We start from the raw sequence: 20147 nt of genomic DNA, 5'->3' as shown, positions 1-20147 counted from the left end.
TTAGAACTTATCGTCGACATTTTTTTATCTTATTCGAATTTTCTAGGTATGAAGCCCACCTTCTTGTATACCTTTCTAAGCGTTTTTCTTGCAGCTGCTTCTGCCTTATATGCCCCTTCCATATAAACCTTTTCAAGATAGTCTTTACTCCTTAAAAGTTCCTCTGCCTTTTCCCTGACTGGTCTTAATCCCTCAATTACAACCTCTGCAGTATCCTCTTTAAACTTACCATATCCCTGACCTTCATATCTTTCAACTATAGCTTCTATACTCTCTCCTGACAGTTTAGAATATATATTTAAAAGATTTTTTATACCAGGCTGTTCATCATTATAAGCTACAACACCTAAGGAATCTGTAACAGCCCTTTTAATTTTCTTTCTTATTACATCTGGACTATCTATAATCAAAATATAAGCATTTTCATTTTCATCTGATTTAGACATCTTCTTATTTGGATCCTGAAGGCTCATTATTCTGGCTCCAACCTTTGGAATGTATGGCTCTGGCACCTTAAATGTATCGCTGTACCTGTTATTAAACCTTTGGGCTAAATCCCTTGCCAGCTCTAGATGCTGCTTTTGGTCTTCCCCAACAGGAACAAGGTCTGTTTGATATAAAAGAATATCTGAAGCCATCAGCACTGGGTAAGTAAATAATCCTGCATTTAAATTTGCCTCACTTTTTCTTGACTTTTCCTTATATTGTGTCATTCTATTTAACTCACCCATGTATGTCATACAGTTTAAAACCCATGCAAGTTCAGTATGAGCACTTACATGTGATTGAATAAAAATCGTATTCTTTTCTGGATCAATGCCACTTGCAATATATTGAGCCAAAACAGAAAGTGAATTTTCCCTGAGATTTTTGGGTTCCTGTGGAACAGTTATAGCGTGCAGATCAACAATACAGTAATAACAATTATATTCATTCTGAAGTTCTACCCAGCTCTTTAAAGCACCTATATAATTTCCAAGTGTAAGCTTACCTGATGGCTGCGCTCCACTAAATATGGTTTTTCTTTCTTCCATTTCAACTCCTCCTGACTATATAAAATAAAAAAACTTCGTCCCATAAAAGAGACGAAGGAAACTTCCTACGCGGTACCACTCTAGTTGGTCAAATGACCCACTCTGCCCTTAACGCGGGAAACGTTAAAACCTACTGTTATTTCGGCTTTACACTCATGAGCCCATTCAACATATCTCCTGCCCCAGGCTTCCACCATCCCCAGGTCGCTTTAGCCGATTAATATGCCTACTATTCTCAATCATTGCTTTAATATATTATATAACATTATATGAAAAATATAGATATTTGTAAATAAAATTTTGACTTAGTAGCACCAAGTTTTAATAACATCATATTCATCCTGGGTAATATTAAAATATCTCAAAAGAATATTATCTACCCTTTCCTTTATGTCTTCTCCTCCCTTTAGAACCTCCTCCTCAATTTCTTTAATATATTCAGGTATTTTCAGTGTCATAACCTTATTTGGATAATATTCATATAACTCATCTCCAAGCTTTTTTGCCATAGTTTTTATATAAAACTCATATATACTGCTGTTTAAAACTCCTGCTAAAAACTCATAACTTATTTTATCTATAAACATATCCCTTAACTTTATTATGTATACATCTGCACTGAAATAACTGCCTTCATCTATAGCAAACCTGTTTTTAGAAGCTTTAAAGGGATATACAATCTTCTTTTCCTGAAATATATATTCCTTTCTTCCCCACTGAAGCTGATACCATTTTCTGACCCCTCTTATACATTCCCTTCTCTTTTCAAGTATTTCTCTATGTTTTGAAATGTAATTCAAAGCATTTTTATATTCTTCCTCATTTTCAATTAAATCTGAATAAATTATAAGCTCCTGAGTTTCCTTAACTTTAAAAGAATCAATATTTTTATTTTTTATCCATGGCTTTATTATATCAGCCTCAATATTTAATTCCTCTGCCTCTTCCTTTGATATAATAAACGCAGCATCGCAGCCAGTTATTATCCCTTGAAAACTTTCACAAATACAATTTAATTCTACACCTTTTATTTTATTTAAAATACTTCGTTCTTTATCATCTAAAAAAACCCAACCTTTATTGTCCAAAAATTGACTGTCAAATGATATAAATTTAGAATATTTTTCCCTTATATAAACAATATCATCAAAAACTTTACTTCCCATTTCCTTTGCAGTGTATTTAAGCCTGAAAAAATTGATATCCCTATCAATGCTGCCCTTTATAAATTTAAGTATAATATTGTCAACTCCAGCTCCTTTAACAACTCTGACTCCATAAAAATCAATGAGACTCTGGATTTGTCCTGATTTTTTATATACTCCCTTATCCCCTTACCATGCAGAGCTTCCAATATATACCTTGAAGTAAAAAATACCAATCTTCCTCCAACCTTTAAGGAATCTATAGATTTTTTAATAAAACAATAAGATAAATCAGCCTTATCCTGAAAAACATCTTGAAAGATTTCACATAATTTCTCCCTGTATTCTCCCTTTAAAACCTTGTGTCCCATATATGGTGGATTTCCAATGACAATATCAAACTCTCCATCTGTCATTAAAAAATCCTGACACCTGATATTCCTGGTCACCTGGCCTGTTAAATTAAAAATTTCAAGAGTTGTAATCATAACAGCGTTCTCATCAATATCATAACCATAGATATTATACTTTAAAACATGCTCACCAGGATTTTCAATTCCAGCTTCTTCAGCTAAAACTACTAACTTTTTAAAAGCTGCAATTAAAAAATATCCACCTCCACAGGAAGGGTCAACTATTTTAACAAAGGGGTTTTCCCAGTAATCTAATCCTTTTATCATCTCATCAACCATAAAATCAACAATCTCATATGGAGTATAAAAGCTGCCCATCTCCTTTTTCAATTCCTTTTTACAAAGATTCTGATATACCTCTCCTATGCTACCCTCTATATTCCACTTTTTTAAAAAATCATCTAAAAAAGGTCTATCGTTATTTAATAATTTTTCATATAAAGATTTAACCTCGTCAATAAACTCTTTAAACATAAACTTCCTCCAATTCTTTTCCCTGAAATAATTATACATATACAAATCTATAATCTCAAGTTAATGGTTTTGCTCCATCCAATATCCAACACTTAGTATGTGTCCCTATGTGGGGTGTGAATTTTATGAGTTATTTTGTCTGATTATTGATATAATAAGAATGGGAGGTGTAGCATATGCACAGAAGATATTTAATAATCAATTTAATACTTGTCCTACTACTGACTGTATCCTGCGGCAGTAAACATTCAGAGCTACCTAAAACATCTGTCCCCCCTAAAGTTACTGAAAGTGAACCTCCAAAACTTTCTACAACGGACTCAATAAACCATGAAGTTGTCAATCCCCCACAGAAAGAGACACCAGAAAATAAGGAGAATTCCTCTAAAACCAAAAATGAAGGGGATTCAGTTAATTTAGATAATTCCCTTAAAAGATGGGGATTTAGACCAAACAGCACACATACAACCCCTGAGGTTTCCACCGCAATAAAGGAAATGCTGAAAAAGTATTCGGCATACTATGTTGGGGATACAAATTCAAAGGTTTTATATTTAACCTTTGATGAAGGCTATGAAAAGGGTTATACAGGAAAAATTTTAGATGTCCTTAAGGATAATGACGTAAAGGCTGCATTTTTCGTAACAAGACCATATATTAAAACCGAAAAGGACTTAATAAGGCGAATGGTAAATGAAGGGCATCTGGTTTGCAACCATACATCACATCATCCATCTATGCCCAGTAAAGCAGGAAATTTAGATGAATTTAAAAAAGAATTTACCGAAACTGAAGATATTTTCAGAGAAGTAACAGGTCAGGAAATGCCAAAATATTTTAGACCCCCTATGGGAGAGTATAGTGAAAAATCTTTATACTTAACTAAGGAGCTTGGTTACAAAACAATCTTCTGGAGTTTCGCCCATGTAGATTGGATTGTTGATAAGCAGCCAACCATACAACAGACCCATGATATAGTTATGAAAAGAGTCCATAATGGTGCTATATTACTGCTCCATGCAGTATCAAAGAGCAACACAGAAGCCCTGGATTTAATCATTAAGGATTTAAAGGCTGAAGGTTATAGATTTGGTACTTTAGATGAACTGAATTAAGACATAAAATGACAACAACCTGACAGCATTAAAATCTGTTAGTTGTTGTCATTTATTATTCTTACACAAAGATTACAAGAAGGATATGAGATAACTGTAAAGGGTTTATGTTGCAGATCCTGGTAAGTCTTATTTTCATCTTTTAATTTTGTGCCTTCTTAAATTACCTTCTTCAATTTATCTGCATCAAATTCTTTAATATATTTATTTTTAGTCTCATCTGTAATCAGTATTCTTGCGACTCCATCCTTAATCTTCAGTACCTTGCCCTTTAATTTGCTGCCAAGGATATTAACAGGTGCACCAACTACTAATTCCTTTAAATTTTGGCCATTGCAATGTGTACAAACACCATCTTCTCTGACTACTCTCAAACAATCTTTACAATAAAAAAGTTTATTCATAGGACTAACCTCCTGAAATTATTTAGCAGGCATCGTATAAACTCTGATATTAACCTCATAGACAGATTGAAAAATGCAAATGTTAACCAAAAATTGCCATATTAATATTATTCTTCACCCTTTTTAAATATCCTTTTTTAATTACACAAAATTTTTCGTATCCCTTCTTCTGTTAAAATTAAAGGCAGCGATCATAAAGAAGGTTAGAGCAAATGATAATATGACTATTATATGATATCGTATATCTTCAATTTTATATCCCATTTGAAGCTTTTCAATTGCCTCAAGTGTCCATTTTTGTGGAAGAAAATTTGCAAACTTCCTCATTATCTCCGGCATGAAGCTTATTGGCCAAAAACAGCCTGAAAGCATGCAGCTTGGTGTTATTATAAGATTTCCCAAGTTATTAACCTGGCTGGTAGAATCTGAAAAAGATACAAGTAAAAGACCGAAACCTATGGATACCAAACCAAAGCATACCAATATCACCATCAATTGATGGAAAGGCAAAAAGGTATTTATCTTTAAAACCCTGGTAATAACAATTATTACAAGAATAATTTGAATAAATACAATAATAAAGTTAGCAAAGACATTTCCCAAAAGATAGATTTTATCACTTACAGGAGCGGAACAAATCCTGTAATAAGTCCTGTTTCTCTTTTCAGAAACTATTAAACTGGCAGTGGTTGTAGCTCCAATCATAATAAACATTACAAAAAAACCGATGCTTTGACTTACTATTCCCTTTCCAACACTAAAATCCTCTAATTCCTTAACCTCCAACTTTAAATTATCACTTTTATATCCAGAATAAATTTTATTAAAAACTTCCCTGTCTCCATTTGAAGCATTAGAAATGTCCATGATATTTCTGATATATAAATTTAAATAGTTTTGTATCCAAAGAGTTATATCCTCACCTTTAATAGATTTAATCTGAATTTCTTTTAATTCTTTATTTAACACATCATGTTCATATCCCTTTGGAATAATCAAAGAACAGTCAATCCTGTTGCTGGTTACCATATTGTTAACCTCATCTTCATCTATTATCTTAACAATAAACTTTTTATTTTTCTCAACTGAGGTAATCAGCTCCCTGCTTAACTCAGTATTATCTTTATCCACAACACCGATGTATAAAGGCTTTGAAGCCACATTACTGTACATAGCTGCCGAAACTAAAACACAAGCTACTGGAACTAAAATATATATTAATATCCCGCTCTTTTTTCTAAAGGTAACTTTTAATATATTTAAGGCAATAACCAGTGCATTTTTCATTTACATAACCTCCCTTCTTGAAAGAACCGAAGCTGTTATTAAACATATACCTGCAAACCCTAGATTTATCATTAATGCCTTTGAAACCAGACTGAAATCACCTATATTAATAACCTTAAATGCTGCATCATTTATCCATTTTAATGGTGAAATATTAGCTAAAATATTTAATACCCTATTATCTAATTGCTGAATTGGAACATATGCACCGCCTAAAAAAGCTACAAAAGGTATAATAGAGTTTAAAATTCCCTGCAGTGAATTTGGATTTTTTATAATAAATGACATACCAAGGCCAAAGCTTACTGACATAATAGTTTCAGATAAAATAAGCATAAGCACTGTTCCAATAGCTTCACCCCAATATGCTCCAACCACAAATTTGCTGAAATAAACCAGAATTGTCATTTGAATAAAAGTAAAAATCACAGAAGCAAGCAATTTCCCAATAAATATTTCGTGACTTTCAATTGGACTGGATAATAATCTGCCACCAGTTTTCATTACTTTTTCTGACTTCATCGCCCATGCACCATATAGAGCACCATAGAGTGTAAAAAGAGTTGTCATTGTTACAGCATAATAATCCTTTGCCCTTTGTTTTCTTTCTCCATCTAAGGATACAACCTTTGCATAGCTTTCATAGTTGTTTTTAGCAACATCCTTTAGTGCAAAGGGATTTACCTTAGCTATCTCAACAACAAGATTATATCTATCTACAAATGCACTTAAAATTGTGCTGACAATGTTAGAATTGAGATTAAATCTTTTATTTTCGTAAACCTCAATTTTGTCATTACTAACCTTTATATAACAAGAATACTTTTGCTCCTTAATTCCTCTTATACAATCAAGTGCACTCTCCTCATTCTCTGCCTCATAAAAGACTATTCCAATATCCTTTCCTTTATCTAAAAAAGAGTTAAAAGCCTCAGCTACCTGATTGTTTGACTTGTTTATATATAAAACATTGATTTCTTCAATACTACGCTGTTTATCAAATACACCACCCAGTGCTGAACCAAGCACCAATATCAAAACCATGGGAAACAGCATCATCATAGTAAGTGCTTTTTTATCTCTGATGTTCTGTTTTATCTCCTTAATAAAAATATTAACTATATTCATAACTTCCTTTACCCCCTAATCCCTGAGCTTTCTGCCAGTTAGAGTTAAAAATACAGTTTCCAAATCAGGTGTTGTACTTTCAATATTTCTTATGGATATACCATTTTCTGTGAAGTAAAGTATAATTTTATCAAGATTATTTATCTCCTTTATGCTGTTTACTTTCACCAAGTCTTCATCAAATTCCACACTTTTTACACCCTTGATCTTCTTTAATTCTTCCTCTTTCACCGTTGAAATTGAATTTACTGTAATCAAAACAGTATTGGTATCAGTTATAATCGATTTTAACTCCTCCTTTGTTCCCTCAGCAATTATCTTACCATGATCAATTATTGAAATTCTTGAGCAAATCTCTTCTACTTCCTCCATGTAATGGCTTGTATATACCACAGTACATCCCATTGAATTAAGTTTCTTAACTGATTGAAGAATATGATTTCTAGACTGTGGGTCAATTCCAACGGTAGGCTCATCCATTATTATAAGCTTTGGCCTATGAGCTATTGCGCATGCTATATTAAGTCTCCTCTTCATTCCTCCCGAAAACTTACTTGGGAAACTTTTTGCATTTTCCTTTAATCCTACAAACTCTAGAGCTTCATAAACCCTCTCCCGTAAAAGACTGCCTCTTAAACCATACAAAGAAGCAAAAAACTTTACATTTTCATATGCTGTTAAATCCTCGTAAATTGCAATATCCTGAGGAACAATACCAATATTTTTCTTTGCATCTTTATTCTGTTTTTCAATACTGTAACCTAAAATAGACACACTGCCTTTATTCATTGGTATCAGACCACACATAATATTTATCATTGTACTCTTTCCAGCTCCATTAGGCCCTAATAGGCCATATATCTCCCCAGATTCAATTTCTAATTTAACATTATCAACAGCAACTAAATCTCCAAATCTCTTTGTTAACCCCTCTATTTTCACTACCTTCATAAAATCACCTCTTATTTTTTTCTACTTACTTACATTATATAAAAATGTAAGTAACTTCATTAGTACACAAAGTCACTTCTCCCCCATGACAAAAGTCATAGGGACATATACTTGTTGTCTGTCATTAGGTATGACATCTAGAATTAATTTTTAACCCATAGCCTTTTCTAATTTTTAATATAAAAAAACCTTATAACACAAGTTTTTTTAGCAAAATTTTTGTCTACAAAGTATGCTTGTCCATTTTTTTTGGAAAACAACAAATATTATTCCTATAACTTTTTTAAAATTATTGAGGACTAATTTTTTTTAACAAGCATATTCCTTCATAAACTCATATGTAATATTTTTATATTTCTCATCATCTAAAAGTTTTACCCCAATACTGCTGAGCTCTGAAACTCTGCTTTGAGTTATGTTTCCAAGGACGCGGCAGATTTCACTGCATTTTAAGTTGCAAAGGCTTCTCATTAAAAGTACAGCTAGTGCCTTTGCTTCAACTATTTCTCTGCAGTGTTTTGTATGGAGTTTTATTTCTTTAATTCCAAGTTTTGATGCAATAAATTCAAGTATTTCTTTAGTTTTAATGTTTCTTATTAAAATTTTTCTTTCACTTCTGTATTCTGTTCCTTCATTTAAAAACTCTACTTCTTCTTTAAAAACCTTATCAGAGCATTTATATACTAATTTCATATAGCTTTCTCTGGCTTTTTTAGGATTTTTGCTGAACATGCCCATAATAAAGCCGTCATCAACAAGTTCATAGGGGTCATGTCTTAAGCCTAGATATATTGAAAGGCTTGAAAACTCATATTTCTCTGGGCAGTTTTCATATCCCTTTATATCACATGGGTTGTTGTGAACATATGCCGATAAGGCATAAAGATAGATTTCACTCTTTACCATTTTGCTTTTAAATCTGTCCTGGAATAGATGTCCATGTCTTTTATGTCTGTGGTTAAAATATTGTGCATAGGAGAAATTTATGCTGTGCATTATCCTTGAAATGTCTGCTCCGTTAGCATCTATTATAAGATGTAGATGATTATCCATAAGGCAGTAGCCATATACTCTGAATTCATAGGTTTTTTGATATTTTTTAACTAAGGATAAGTAGTGAAGTTTATCCTCATTATCCTTAAACAAATCAACTTCGCTAATACTCCTTGCCATTACGTGAAAAATGGCGTCTTCTTTCTTCTGCCTTGCTAGTCTTGGCATAAATAAAACACCTCGCTTTAAAGTTTTGCTTTTAATAATTAGCATTCCCTTAAAACGAGATGTTATTCTCTCAAAATTCACAGTTCATATATGTCCCACTAAATGTCCATTACATTATCATCTCTAGAAAAGTTATTTTCTTTATTTTATTATTTTCAACCTCAAAGGTTAAGGCATAATTCCAGTCAAAAACATAATGATAATACTCATGCCTTCCACCATCTTGAGTTTTATAATCTCCATAGTTTCTTGCATCAAATTCATACAATTTTCCATCTCTCGTTGGATTTGGATTTTCAGTATAGAATCTTTGCAGAATCACTTCTTTACCGTCCCCCACTTTGCATTTTAAGTTACATAGGCTTCGCATTAAAAGTACAGCTAAAGCCTTGGCATTAACTATATCCCTGCAGTGTTTTGTGTGTAGCTTTATTTTTTCAATTCCCATCTTTGAAGCAATAAATTCTAATATCTCCTTAGTTTTAATGTTTCTAACTAATATCTTTCTTCCGCTTCTGTATTCTGTTCCTTCATTTAAAAATTCAACTTCCTCTTTAAAAACCTTATCACCGCATTTATATACCAATCTCATATAGCTTTCTCTTGCCATTTTGGGATTTTTGCTGAACATGCTCATAATAAAACCATCTTCAACCAGTTCATAGGGGTCATGTCTTAAGCCTAAATATATTGAAAGGCTTGAAAACTCATATTTCTCCGGGCAGTTTTCATATCCCTTTATATCACATGGGTTGTTGTGAACATAGGCTGACAGGGCATAAAGATATATTTCACTCTTTACCATCTTACTTTTAAATCTGTCCTAAAAAAGATGTCCATGTCTTTTGTGTCTGTGATTAAAATATTGGGCATAGGAAAAGTTTATGCTGTGCATAATCCTTGATATATCTGCTCCATTAGCATCTATTATCAGATGAAGGTGATTATCCATAAGGCAATAACCATATACTCTGAATTCATAAGTTTTTTGATACTTCTTTACTAAATCTAAGTAACAGGCCTTATCCTGGTTATCCTTAAACAAATCAACTTCACTGATACTCCTTGCCATAACATGAAAAATGGCATCATTTGTTTTTTGTCTAGCAATTCTAGGCATAAATAAAACACCTCGCTTTAAAGTTTTGCTTTTCATCGTTAGCATTCCCTTAAAACGAGATGTTATTCATTTAAAAATGACAATTCATATATGTCCCATTAGATAATCATCTCTAAGAATCTAATTTTCTTAATCCTATTATTTTCCACCTCAAAGGTTAGAGCATAATTCCAATCGAAGACATAATGATAATATTCCAGCTTTCCTGTTTCTTGAGTTCTATAATCAGCATAATTTCTTTCATTAAATTCATACAGTTTGCAATCCCTTGTTGGGTTTGGATTTTCTGTAAAAAACCTTTTCAATATCAGTTCATCACTATCTCCAACTTTAATATTCCTAGGACCAAACTTTGCACTGCTTGTTAATTCAATTGTGTAAAGCCTATATGGCTGATTATTTTTAAACTTAACAAAGGATAATTTTCCAAAATCGTACTCCAAATCTAACAAATGCATTTCATATTCAGCATCATATTCTTCTCTTCTGTTCATAGGATTTCCATATACCTTTATAACTTTGTCAAGGGTCTGCCCATGGCTGATTCCCGCGAATTTGAAATCTGTTAAACAAAAGGGAGTTGCTTCGATGACATATTCAAATTCAGCCACTTCACTTGGCACTCCAAGTCTATTTACTGCAATTGCTTTAACCACTGTTTTCCCGTAGTCTAGAAATATTGGCGCTGTAAATCTTTTTGAATTTTTATTTGGCTTAGTTCCATCAGTAGTATAATAGATAACAACATCACTTTCATTAGTAAATAACTTTATATTTTGTGTGATACCATATGACTCTGGTTCTAATGATGTTTTAGGAGCTGTTGGTTTTATTTTTATATTATCAAGAAATTTTTTAATATCTTCACTTTTGATTTTTTCATAGCCATTTTTTAAAGTTTCAACTGCCTTATCATACATATCAACATCTAAATAACATTTAGCTAACTCTATGTAGGGTTCTGATTTTCCAGGCTCTATCTCTGTAACTTCCAGTAATATTTTTTCACCATCATCAGTTCTTCCTGAATAAAAGTATGCCTTTGAAAGTCCTATTCTTGCTTCTGTATTCTTTGGCTGAAGTTTTATAGCCTCCTGAAATTCTCTTTCCGCTTCTTGATATCTTTCTCTTGCAATATAATCATTACCCAGTCTTATATGTTCCTTTACCTTTGCAGCCTTGGCATTGTTTAAAGTTTTAACATATGCAAATATGCCTACAAATACAAGGATTACTACTATAGCTAAATAAAAAATACTTTTTCTCTTCAAACTGAACACCCCTGCTTAAATAATTTTCATCATTAAGAAATTAAATCATCTTCAGCTCCATATATTTCAATATTATAAATAGAATAAGCAAAATATTCAATTTCAAAAATTAATTTTCTAATTCCAAACAGCAACTATCTGTCCCCTATCATTGTTCCTCCTTGCAAGTAATAAATAGCTATTTGAGTTCTATGCTGGAGATTAGTTTTATCAAGGATTGATGTTATATAATTCTTTACCGTCCCTTCTGAGATAAAGAGCTTTTTTGCAATTTCTTTGTTGGAAAGTCCTTTTGATATTTGCTCCATAATTTCGATTTCCCTGTATGTAAATATACTTTTATCTATTTCAGTTTTTCTTTCTAAGCCTTCCTTTATTTTATCCATAACAATATCCTGCATAACGGTATTTCCACTAAACACAAGCTTTATAGCATCTTTTATTTTATCCGGAGAATTGTTCTTTAAAAGATATCCCTTAGCCCCATTTTTTACAGCTTCCATTATATATTCATCATCATCAAATGTCGTTAAAATAAGAGTCTTTGTGTTAGTTTTGCTTGAAATCTCCTTAACAGCCTTGACACCATTTAACACTGGCATTCTAACATCAAGTAATGCAACATCAATCCTCTCTCTTAAACAATATTCTACTGCCTTTAATCCATTTTCCACACATCCAACTACATCGAAATCCTCATCCATACCTAAAATTATCTTTAAACTCTCCCTTATCAGTGAATCATCATCTGCAATAAGTATTCTTATTTTCATTTATTTACCTCCTTTGGCAATAGTGTTATTATGGTAAAACCATCTGAACCATCAATTATAACCTTACCACCTAGTTCATGGGTTCTTTCCTCTATACCTAAAATTCCTAAACCCTTTGTTATCTTGTCTGAACCCCTTCCATTATCCTTTACCTCAACCTTTATAAACTTATTAAGCACCTCAATATTAACCCTAACATTAGAAGCATTTGAGTATTTTAACACATTTGTCAGAGCTTCCTTAACATTTTCGTATATCACTTTCCAATAAAAATATGGAATCTCTAAAAGGTTACCCTTATATACAAGGCTGCTTCTTACATTGCTGTTAGATAATTTTTCATCTATTAAAACCTTAAGTCTATTTATTCCTATCTCTTCAGATTGTGGTTTAATATTTCTTAAGGTTATTCTGATACTTTCCATTCCATTTCTTAAGATACCTATTACGTTAACTATAATACCAGCTGCCCTATCTGTGTCCTTATATACGAGAAGCTTTGCCGCTTCTAACTGCATTAAACTTCCTGAAATAGTATGTCCTATACTGTCATGTATTTCCTGAGCTATCTTATTTCTTTCCTCCAATTGTGATAAATATTTTAAATCTTTCTTATATTCATCATTTCTATCAATTTTAATGAATAAATCATAATTTTTCTTCCTTAAATCATCATTTTCAATAATTAAATCCATTACCTTACTATATAAATTCCTTAATAAATAATAAATGCACCCGCTCAAAGATGTTGTCAGTATATACGAATTAAACAAATCACCTTTTATAAAGAAAACTGGAATAATAGTGAAGGATATTGCATATGTCCAAGGAAATTTAAAAATATCTACCAATTCGAAAATGTTTACAGGAAGGAGTATAACAAACAAGGAAAATATAGTAAAACCACAAACTCCAAACATTAAAAAAGAAGCTGTAAGAATTACTGCCCTTACAGCTTTATTTTTAAATATATAAGCAACAGCATTAATACTTAAATAAATAAGCATCAGGGTAATAATTAAAATAACATCCTTCATGTTTCCTTTGCTATACTCAAGGGCACAAAATAAGATTAAAATAAACTTATTAATTAAAATCCATTTATCCATATAAAAACCACCTAATCAATATCCTAACAAAATTATACATTAGAATTCCATGTTTTAATACAAAAAATGCCAGATAAAATATATCTGACATTTTTTATATTAAAATATCATAGTATACAGCATATAAATAAAATGAGCTGAGATTCCTGCAGCAAGTCCACCTATTGTGTGGCTTAAAATAGCCTTATTTGTAAGTTCTCTTGCATCAAGTGAATCCATCATAGCAACATGTGTGCTTAAATAGCCGCTCCAGCACATTCCCATTGCTGTAAACACAGCTATTTCATTTGCACCAATAAGCCCTGATTTAATAAAGTTTGGTACAAGACCAATTGCTGCCCCAACTGCCCCTAATGCAGTTACAGGAAATGCTATTGCTTCTGCATGTTTAAACCCTAAAAGAGGTTCTAATATAAAGCTTAATTTTTGACCTATCCAAGGTAAAACTGGCACACCTTCGTATTTTGCACCAATATAAACCCCGCCATCTCCTGCTGGGCCATTTGTTAACATCATTACAAGTGTACAAATCACAAGAACACCAGGAATTATTGAAAGCCCCATATCAACCCCAGTCTTACCACCATCAAGTATAGCCTCAAGGGCTCTTTGAAATACACTTCCCTGCCTTATTTCTCTCAGATTCATAACATCCATTCCGCTTTCACCCTCATTAGATGCAGGTGCTTCTGTCCCATAGGCCTTTTTAGTATGTCTTAACATCAATCTAACACTAACAATACTTCCAATTATGGCACCAACATTACCAATTACAGCTGCTGGCAGGAAATTCTGACCACTTGGAGCCTGTCCAATCATAAAGGTGGTAACAATAAGCCCCATACCAAAGGCGGTACCTATGTTAGTCAAAGCAGGTATCTGGTACTTTTTAAAATACCTTACAAATCCCTTATCCTTAGCTAAGGATATGATGGCTGGATTATCTGATAAATATGTTGTTAAAACTCCAACACTAGCAGCTCCAGGCATATCATACAGTGGTTTCATAAGTGGAGAAAGGACCTTATTAATCAATGAAATAACTCCAAACTCAACTAACAATGCCCCAACAGCCCCTGCAATTACAGCAATGGCCATGATGTAAAAAACCGTATTAAGCAATAAATCATGGGCAGTAGACATTAACGTATTAAACATATTTTTCATGCCCATAACATTACCCAGAAGACCAAAAAAAACAATGAATCCTATAAGCCATAAATATGATTCTTTGCTTACAGACACTACAACTCTTTTTTCATTTTTGCTCATCTTTTATCCTCCTTTCTAAAATTGTGACAAAAAATCCGTTTTCTCTATAAATATTATCATATTATCCATATATCTGACAATTCTAATTGTTCAAAATATTTGTACCAAACCTGACCTTATTCTTGAAAATAGATGTCAGGCTATAATGCAGCCTGACATCTATTAAGATTATATTTCTAAAGCTCCAGTAACCTCTTCAACAGCCTTAACAAGCTTTCCTGAAGCAACAAGCTCACTTGCCTTATTAATTTCTACATACATAACCCTGTCTTCTTCTATTGGTTCAACATCTTTTCTTAATAAATTGTAAGCAGCTTCAGTTCCCTTTCCTAGTTTTAGTTTTTCTTCCCTCAGATAAAGAGCCTGTCCTGCTGCTAAATATTCAATACCAACAACCCTTGAAGCATTATATATGATTTCTCTAGCCTTTCTTGCAGCTATTGTACCCATACTTACATGATCCTCTTGATTGGCTGAAGATGGTATTGAATCGACTGATGCAGGGTGAGCTAATACTTTATTTTCTGAAACAAGGGCCGCAGCTGAATATTGTGCTATCATAAATCCTGAATTCAATCCGCCATTTTTAGTTAAGAAGGCAGGTAAATCGTTTAATTGATAGTTAACAAGTCTTTCGATTCTTCTTTCACACACGTTGGCAATTTCAGAAACAGCTATTCCTAAGAAGTCCATAGCCAAGGCCATCGGTTGTCCATGGAAGTTACCACCTGAAATAACCCTTTCCTCATCTTCAAAAATAAGAGGATTATCAGTAGCAGCATTAATTTCTATTTCAACTATACCCTTTACATAATTTATTGCATCCTTACTAGCTCCATGAATCTGTGGAATACATCTTAAAGTATATGCATCCTGTACCCTAAGCTCTCCTTGTCTTGTTGTATATTGGCTGCCATCTAATAAAGAAAGCATGTTCTTTGCACATTTCATCTGGCCATGCTGTGGTCTTACTTCATGAACTCTATGGTAATAAGCATCTGTTATTCCCCTTAAAGCCTCAACAGTTAAAGCACCAACAATATCCTGAGCCTTTGCCAGGTTTATTGCATCATAAACAGCAAGGGCACCAACGGATGTCATAACCTGAGTTCCATTTATAAGGGCTAAACCTTCCTTTGACACAAGTTCAATAGTTGGAATTCCTGCCCTTTCCATTGCCACTTTTCCAGACAGTCTTTCCCCTTTATAATAAGCCTCTCCTTCACCTATCATAACCAGAACCATATGTGAAAGAGGGGCTAAATCTCCACTTGCTCCTAAAGAGCCCTTTTCATATATTACAGGAGTAACTCCTTTGTTAAGCATATCAACTAAAGTTTGAACAGTGGATAATCTTGCCCCTGAATGTCCTTTTGATAGTGCATTTGCACGAAGAAGCATTATTCCCCTTGCAATTTCTTCTGAAAATGGTTGTCCAACACCACAGGCATGGGAAATAATTAAATTTCTCTGCAAAGTCTTAGTATCTTCAGCATCAATTACTACATCTGAAAACTTACCAAAGCCAGTTGTTATTCCGTAGACAACTTTACCATCATTAACAAACTTATCAACTAAATTTCTTGCTTTAACTATCTTCTCCTTCGCCTCTTCTGAAATCTCAACTTCATAGCCATGTCTCGCAACATTAACCACATCTTCAATCCTTAGGTCATATCCATTGATAACAACTTTTTTCATTGAGCTTCCTCCTTTATTTCGATAAATTTTCAAAATATTTTTTATATATTAATTATATATCCAATTTAAAATAATTCATAGTATTTAAATTGTCTGACTTTATTTACCTTGTTACCATGCTAAAGTTAAAATTTATCTACTTTTTTATTTCCCTGGAAATAAAAATAGTGCTGAAAAATTCAGCACTTAATCTACCAAATTAAACTGTACAGCATCTTTGCAGCTACTGCCAGTGACATTGTAACAAAAATTGGCTTTACAACCTTAGCACCGTTTTTTAATGCAAACTTAGTGCCCATTCGTGCACCAATAATCATAGAAATTGCAACAGGTACTCCAAAAACCAAATAAACCTTTCCCTGAATAGCAAATCGGATAAGGGATGTAACATTACTTACAAAATTTAACACCCTTGCATTACCCCCAGCCTGAATAAAATCAAATCCATATATACCAATCATACCAAATATAAGGAAAGAACCTGTACCTGGTCCAAAGAAACCATCATAAAAACCTATTCCAAAGGCAAGTAAAATTCCATATAAAATATTCCTTTTTGTAAATCCAGTAAACCTATCTTCAGTTCCCATGGTCTTAGAAAACAAACTATATATACCAACTGCAAGAATCATAACAAGAACCATAGCCTGAAGATACTCCTGCTTAATAGCAAGAACTGTACTTGCACCTAAAAAAGCTCCCACAGCAGTAAATGGAATTAAATATTTCAACAGTTCAAAATTAGCCTTCCCAGATTTAATATACTTAATTGAGCTGGTACATGAAGCTGCAGTTGCTGAAAACTTGTTTGTTCCAAGGGCAAAATAGGGTGGTATCCCAGCCATTAAAAAAGCTGGCAAGCTTATAAGTCCTCCCCCTCCTGCGATTGAATCAACAAATGCGGCTATAAAACCAGCAACACATAAAAGACCTAACTTAATTGCCAATGCTGTTGTTAACATTTAACCTCTCCCCTTCTCGTCATTAATTTAATAGAATTTATGTAATTACTTAAAAATAATTACCTGTCCCAAATAACAACCCAATAATTGTTGACCGTCCCTTAAGCTTTCCCCCGTTGATGGCAACAGTTGTTGACCGTCCCTTTAATTTTAACATATAAAAATAAAGCATTCCATAATTTAATACAGAATGCTTTTGATAAACATGAACTATTGGCTTTTTTTGTAATATATCCAGCCTTTTCTATTTAAATATCTGAGGAACATAATAAGTCTTTCATAAACAGGCTCACAGGACTCGCCAAAGGCATTAAGAAGCTCCTGTCCAATCTCATGAACAGTTCGATTTCCGTCAATAAGCTGCCAGGTTTTTGAACCTATTTTATCAAGTTCAATGTCGCTGACAGAAGGTTTTTTTACAAGCCAGCGCATAAACCTTTCAACTGGCTTATTATGATGAAAAATAAGATATACTTTATTACCTCTTATCTCCCACTCCTCATGCTTTTTAATGGGAATATACAGTAGAAAATTATCATCCTTTTGGTTTTTAATTTCATTCTCTTTCATACTATCACCTGATAAAAATAGTGGAAGAGTCTTTTTAGACTCTTCCCATTATATATTATTTAATTATGCAGAAATTTTATCCACTTTAATTTCAGCTTTTTCTTTACCTGAAACAACAAATCTGTAAATCCAGAAAGCAAGTAATAAATACATTGCTGTTGCTGTCCATTGGCTTCCTGTTATAGAAGTCATTATTCTTGCTCCAATACCTACCTTATCAGCAAGCTTTAATGCAGCTAAAAGAGCTATTACTATACCAACTAAAGCTTCACCAGCAACAAGTCCTGATGATAAAAGAATACCCTTTTCAACCTTTTCCTTTTGAAGTTCTTCATTGTTTTTAAACTTCTTATCAACAAGTACTCTTACTATACCACCAACAAGTATACCAACACTTAAGTGAATTGGTAGATATATACCAAGAGCAACTGGTAAAACTGGAAGTCCCATAAGATCTATCATTATACCAAATACGCAACCAACGATTACAAGGCTCCATGGAAGTTGTCCTGTCATAACACCCTTAACAACCATTGACATAAGTGTTGCCTGAGGAGCTGCAATTCCATTATCACCTATTCCGTAAGTCTTAGCAAGCAGCAGCATTGTAGCACCTGCAGCTATACCTGCTAAAGCTATACCAAGATACATACCTATTTGAACCTTCTTTGGAGTACCACCGATTATATAAGTTGTCTTAAGAGCTTGTCCTGCACCACCTGATACTGATATAGCAACACAAACTATACCACCAACAGTTATAGCCACAAGCATTCCTGTATCTCCAACATATCCTATAGCCTTTAAAACTGAAGTTACAAATAACAATGTAGCAATTGTCATACCTGAAACAGGATTGTTTGAAGCACCTATAATACCACAAATTCTTGCAGAAACTACTGCGAAGAAGAATGCAAACAATACTGCAAGGAATGATCCAACAAGTCCAACCTTAGTCATTGGTAAGAACCATGCAAGGAAGAAAGTTAAAGCTGCTCCACCAATAACCCAAGTCATTGGAATATCAAGGTCAGTTCTCTTAGTACCGCCCTTTGCACCTATACCTGACATAGCAGCTTTAAATGATCTGATGATAGTTGGTAATGATTTAGCCAAGCTTATAAATCCACCAGCCGCAACTGCACCAGCACCTATATATCTAATATAGCTGCTTCTAACTGCTGCAGCACTCATCTCAGCAATTGGAACTGTTGCTGGGAATAATGGTGTTGTAAGTCCTTCTCCAACATATTTAATTAATGGAATAAGCCCAAAATAAGCAACTAATGAACCAGCAAACATATAAAGTGCTGCTTCTATACCAACGATAAAACCAACCCCTGCAAGGGCTGCCATTGCATCCATACCAAATATAGTCTGGTAAATAGATTTTCCACCCTGAGTAAGGTTAATTGACCATTCTGGTTCTTCCTGCCATAATAAAAGTCCGCCAGATAAGAATTTATATATACCACCTATAGTAAGTCCTGTTAAAACTGTCTTAAATCCATCTCCACCAGCATTACTGTTTACTAAAACCTCTGCTGCTGCAATACTTTCTGGGAAAGCAAGCTTTCCATGTTCTTCAACGATAAGATATTTTCTTAAAGGTACAACGAATATAATACCTAAAAGTCCACCTAAAAGTGTAACAACAACGATAGTCATCAGGCTTAAATTCATGCCCCAGATTAAAATAGCTGGTAGCGTAAAAACGATACCTCCTGCTAAAGATTCACCCATAGCAGCAACCCCTGAAATCATATTTGCTTCAAGGATATTATTTCTTCTGAATATAAATTTTAAAAGTCCAGTACCTAAGATAGCTGCTGGAATACCTGCAGCAATTGTCATACCTACATTTAGAGCTAGATAAGTGTTAGCAGCTGCAAAAATAACTGCAAGTAAAATACCAATAAACATTGATATACCAGTTAATTCTGGCATTGCTTCACTTGCTGACACATAAGGAACATAATCTTCTCCCCTGATGCCGCCATAAGCTCCATGAGAAAGACCTTTCTTTTCTGACATTTTGTTACCCCCTTTAATTTTACTATTACCCTATATATATAGCATGATTTGTCTAAAGTTGCAACATTCTTTACTATAATTTAAATATTCCGACATTTTAATTTCTAATTCTACATATAATTAGTAAAAATTAAACCATTATTAAAGTATTTATACTAAAATT

19 protein-coding genes and 1 other annotated feature are annotated in these 20147 nt (G+C 33.3%); of the genes, 1 reads left to right on the top strand and 18 read right to left on the bottom strand.

All coding sequences use genetic code 11. From position 1 onward, the window contains the following. Positions 1-29: 29 nt before the first annotated feature. The 3 genes from trpS to Q428_RS14565 form a co-directional block, all read right to left on the bottom strand. Positions 30-1034: a tryptophan--tRNA ligase gene (trpS, locus tag Q428_RS09300; RefSeq protein WP_035380317.1), complete on the bottom strand. Its 1005-nt coding sequence runs from the start codon at positions 1032-1034 to the stop codon at positions 30-32. 44 nt (positions 1035-1078) lie between these two features. Beyond that, positions 1079-1286, bottom strand: a binding site (T-box leader). Between the two features lie 53 nt (positions 1287-1339). Further along, positions 1340-2200, bottom strand: a complete 861-nt coding sequence (locus Q428_RS14570; RefSeq protein ID WP_051515092.1) for a TaqI-like C-terminal specificity domain-containing protein — start codon at positions 2198-2200, stop codon at positions 1340-1342. 56 nt (positions 2201-2256) lie between these two features. Next, positions 2257-3066: an HsdM family class I SAM-dependent methyltransferase gene (locus tag Q428_RS14565; protein WP_051515091.1), complete on the bottom strand. Its 810-nt coding sequence runs from the start codon at positions 3064-3066 to the stop codon at positions 2257-2259. Between the two features lie 176 nt (positions 3067-3242). Between Q428_RS14565 and pdaA the strand changes: the two genes are divergently transcribed. After that, positions 3243-4181, top strand: a complete 939-nt coding sequence (pdaA, locus tag Q428_RS09290; RefSeq protein WP_035380315.1) for a delta-lactam-biosynthetic de-N-acetylase — start codon at positions 3243-3245, stop codon at positions 4179-4181. A 158-nt stretch (positions 4182-4339) separates the two neighbouring features. Here the strand turns inward: pdaA and Q428_RS09285 are convergent, their stop codons facing one another. From Q428_RS09285 to Q428_RS09220, 15 genes are all read right to left on the bottom strand, one after another. Beyond that, a complete protein-coding gene (locus Q428_RS09285) occupies positions 4340-4585 on the bottom strand; it encodes a hypothetical protein (protein WP_035380314.1) in 246 nt (81 codons plus the stop codon). Between the two features lie 141 nt (positions 4586-4726). Then, complete coding sequence (locus Q428_RS09280; RefSeq protein WP_035380311.1) at positions 4727-5872, bottom strand: ABC transporter permease; 1146 nt, start codon at positions 5870-5872, stop codon at positions 4727-4729. Continuing rightward, positions 5873-7000 carry an ABC transporter permease gene (locus Q428_RS09275; RefSeq protein WP_035380309.1) on the bottom strand — a complete coding sequence of 376 codons (1128 nt, stop codon included), beginning with the start codon at positions 6998-7000 and terminating at the stop codon, positions 5873-5875. 15 nt (positions 7001-7015) lie between these two features. Continuing rightward, positions 7016-7951: an ABC transporter ATP-binding protein gene (locus Q428_RS09270; protein WP_035380308.1), complete on the bottom strand. Its 936-nt coding sequence runs from the start codon at positions 7949-7951 to the stop codon at positions 7016-7018. 309 nt (positions 7952-8260) lie between these two features. Further along, a complete protein-coding gene (locus Q428_RS09265; protein WP_035380306.1) occupies positions 8261-9172 on the bottom strand; it encodes a transposase in 912 nt (303 codons plus the stop codon). A 109-nt stretch (positions 9173-9281) separates the two neighbouring features. Beyond that, positions 9282-9977 (bottom strand): hypothetical protein, encoded by a 696-nt coding sequence (locus Q428_RS14560; protein WP_051515090.1) that lies wholly within the window; start codon positions 9975-9977, stop codon positions 9282-9284. 18 nt (positions 9978-9995) lie between these two features. Further along, positions 9996-10292 carry a transposase gene (locus tag Q428_RS14555; protein ID WP_051515089.1) on the bottom strand — a complete coding sequence of 99 codons (297 nt, stop codon included), beginning with the start codon at positions 10290-10292 and terminating at the stop codon, positions 9996-9998. 98 nt (positions 10293-10390) lie between these two features. Further along, the gene (locus Q428_RS09255) at positions 10391-11563 is read right to left on the bottom strand and encodes a chitobiase/beta-hexosaminidase C-terminal domain-containing protein (RefSeq protein ID WP_035380304.1); all 1173 of its coding nucleotides are present in this window, start codon (positions 11561-11563) and stop codon (positions 10391-10393) included. 134 nt (positions 11564-11697) lie between these two features. Then, entirely contained in the window at positions 11698-12336 is a 639-nt protein-coding gene (locus tag Q428_RS09250) for a response regulator (protein WP_035380302.1), read from the bottom strand. Beyond that, positions 12333-13445, bottom strand: a complete 1113-nt coding sequence (locus Q428_RS09245) for a sensor histidine kinase (RefSeq protein ID WP_035380301.1) — start codon at positions 13443-13445, stop codon at positions 12333-12335. The genes Q428_RS09250 and Q428_RS09245 overlap by 4 nt, the downstream gene beginning before the upstream one ends. A gap of 99 nt (positions 13446-13544) precedes the next feature. Next, complete coding sequence (locus Q428_RS09240) at positions 13545-14717, bottom strand: CD0519/CD1768 family membrane protein (RefSeq protein ID WP_035380299.1); 1173 nt, start codon at positions 14715-14717, stop codon at positions 13545-13547. Positions 14718-14885: 168 nt separating this feature from the next. Beyond that, on the bottom strand, positions 14886-16418 hold the full coding sequence (gene hutH / locus Q428_RS09235) for a histidine ammonia-lyase (protein WP_035380297.1): 1533 nt from the start codon (positions 16416-16418) through the stop codon (positions 14886-14888). 191 nt (positions 16419-16609) lie between these two features. Next, positions 16610-17380: a TSUP family transporter gene (locus Q428_RS09230; protein ID WP_051515088.1), complete on the bottom strand. Its 771-nt coding sequence runs from the start codon at positions 17378-17380 to the stop codon at positions 16610-16612. Positions 17381-17590: 210 nt separating this feature from the next. Then, positions 17591-17950, bottom strand: a complete 360-nt coding sequence (locus Q428_RS09225) for a PqqD family protein (protein WP_035380295.1) — start codon at positions 17948-17950, stop codon at positions 17591-17593. Between the two features lie 63 nt (positions 17951-18013). Continuing rightward, entirely contained in the window at positions 18014-19984 is a 1971-nt protein-coding gene (locus Q428_RS09220) for an OPT family oligopeptide transporter (RefSeq protein ID WP_035380292.1), read from the bottom strand. Positions 19985-20147: the final 163 nt, after the last annotated feature.

Source organism: Fervidicella metallireducens AeB (assembly GCF_000601455.1).
Lineage (GTDB): Bacteria > Bacillota > Clostridia > Clostridiales > Caloramatoraceae > Fervidicella > Fervidicella metallireducens.
Note: the sequence above shows the minus strand (reverse complement) of the source record. Positions and strands in the feature narration are given on the sequence as shown.

Excerpts from the sequence above, each read along its gene's own strand:
- trpS (WP_035380317.1), bottom strand. The coding sequence starts at position 1,034 with ATGGAAGAAAGAAAAACCATATTTAGTGGAGCGCAGCCATCAGGTAAG.
- Q428_RS14570 (WP_051515092.1), bottom strand. The coding sequence starts at position 2,200 with ATGGGAAGTAAAGTTTTTGATGATATTGTTTATATAAGGGAAAAATAT.
- Q428_RS14565 (WP_051515091.1), bottom strand. The coding sequence starts at position 3,066 with ATGTTTAAAGAGTTTATTGACGAGGTTAAATCTTTATATGAAAAATTA.
- pdaA (WP_035380315.1), top strand. The coding sequence starts at position 3,243 with ATGCACAGAAGATATTTAATAATCAATTTAATACTTGTCCTACTACTG.
- Q428_RS09285 (WP_035380314.1), bottom strand. The coding sequence starts at position 4,585 with ATGAATAAACTTTTTTATTGTAAAGATTGTTTGAGAGTAGTCAGAGAA.
- Q428_RS09280 (WP_035380311.1), bottom strand. The coding sequence starts at position 5,872 with ATGAAAAATGCACTGGTTATTGCCTTAAATATATTAAAAGTTACCTTT.
- Q428_RS09275 (WP_035380309.1), bottom strand. The coding sequence starts at position 7,000 with ATGAATATAGTTAATATTTTTATTAAGGAGATAAAACAGAACATCAGA.
- Q428_RS09270 (WP_035380308.1), bottom strand. The coding sequence starts at position 7,951 with ATGAAGGTAGTGAAAATAGAGGGGTTAACAAAGAGATTTGGAGATTTA.
- Q428_RS09265 (WP_035380306.1), bottom strand. The coding sequence starts at position 9,172 with ATGCCAAGACTAGCAAGGCAGAAGAAAGAAGACGCCATTTTTCACGTA.
- Q428_RS14560 (WP_051515090.1), bottom strand. The coding sequence starts at position 9,977 with ATGGTAAAGAGTGAAATATATCTTTATGCCCTGTCAGCCTATGTTCAC.
- Q428_RS14555 (WP_051515089.1), bottom strand. The coding sequence starts at position 10,292 with ATGCCTAGAATTGCTAGACAAAAAACAAATGATGCCATTTTTCATGTT.
- Q428_RS09250 (WP_035380302.1), bottom strand. The coding sequence starts at position 12,336 with ATGAAAATAAGAATACTTATTGCAGATGATGATTCACTGATAAGGGAG.
- Q428_RS09245 (WP_035380301.1), bottom strand. The coding sequence starts at position 13,445 with ATGGATAAATGGATTTTAATTAATAAGTTTATTTTAATCTTATTTTGT.
- Q428_RS09240 (WP_035380299.1), bottom strand. The coding sequence starts at position 14,717 with ATGAGCAAAAATGAAAAAAGAGTTGTAGTGTCTGTAAGCAAAGAATCA.
- hutH (WP_035380297.1), bottom strand. The coding sequence starts at position 16,418 with ATGAAAAAAGTTGTTATCAATGGATATGACCTAAGGATTGAAGATGTG.
- Q428_RS09230 (WP_051515088.1), bottom strand. The coding sequence starts at position 17,380 with ATGTTAACAACAGCATTGGCAATTAAGTTAGGTCTTTTATGTGTTGCT.
- Q428_RS09225 (WP_035380295.1), bottom strand. The coding sequence starts at position 17,950 with ATGAAAGAGAATGAAATTAAAAACCAAAAGGATGATAATTTTCTACTG.
- Q428_RS09220 (WP_035380292.1), bottom strand. The coding sequence starts at position 19,984 with ATGTCAGAAAAGAAAGGTCTTTCTCATGGAGCTTATGGCGGCATCAGG.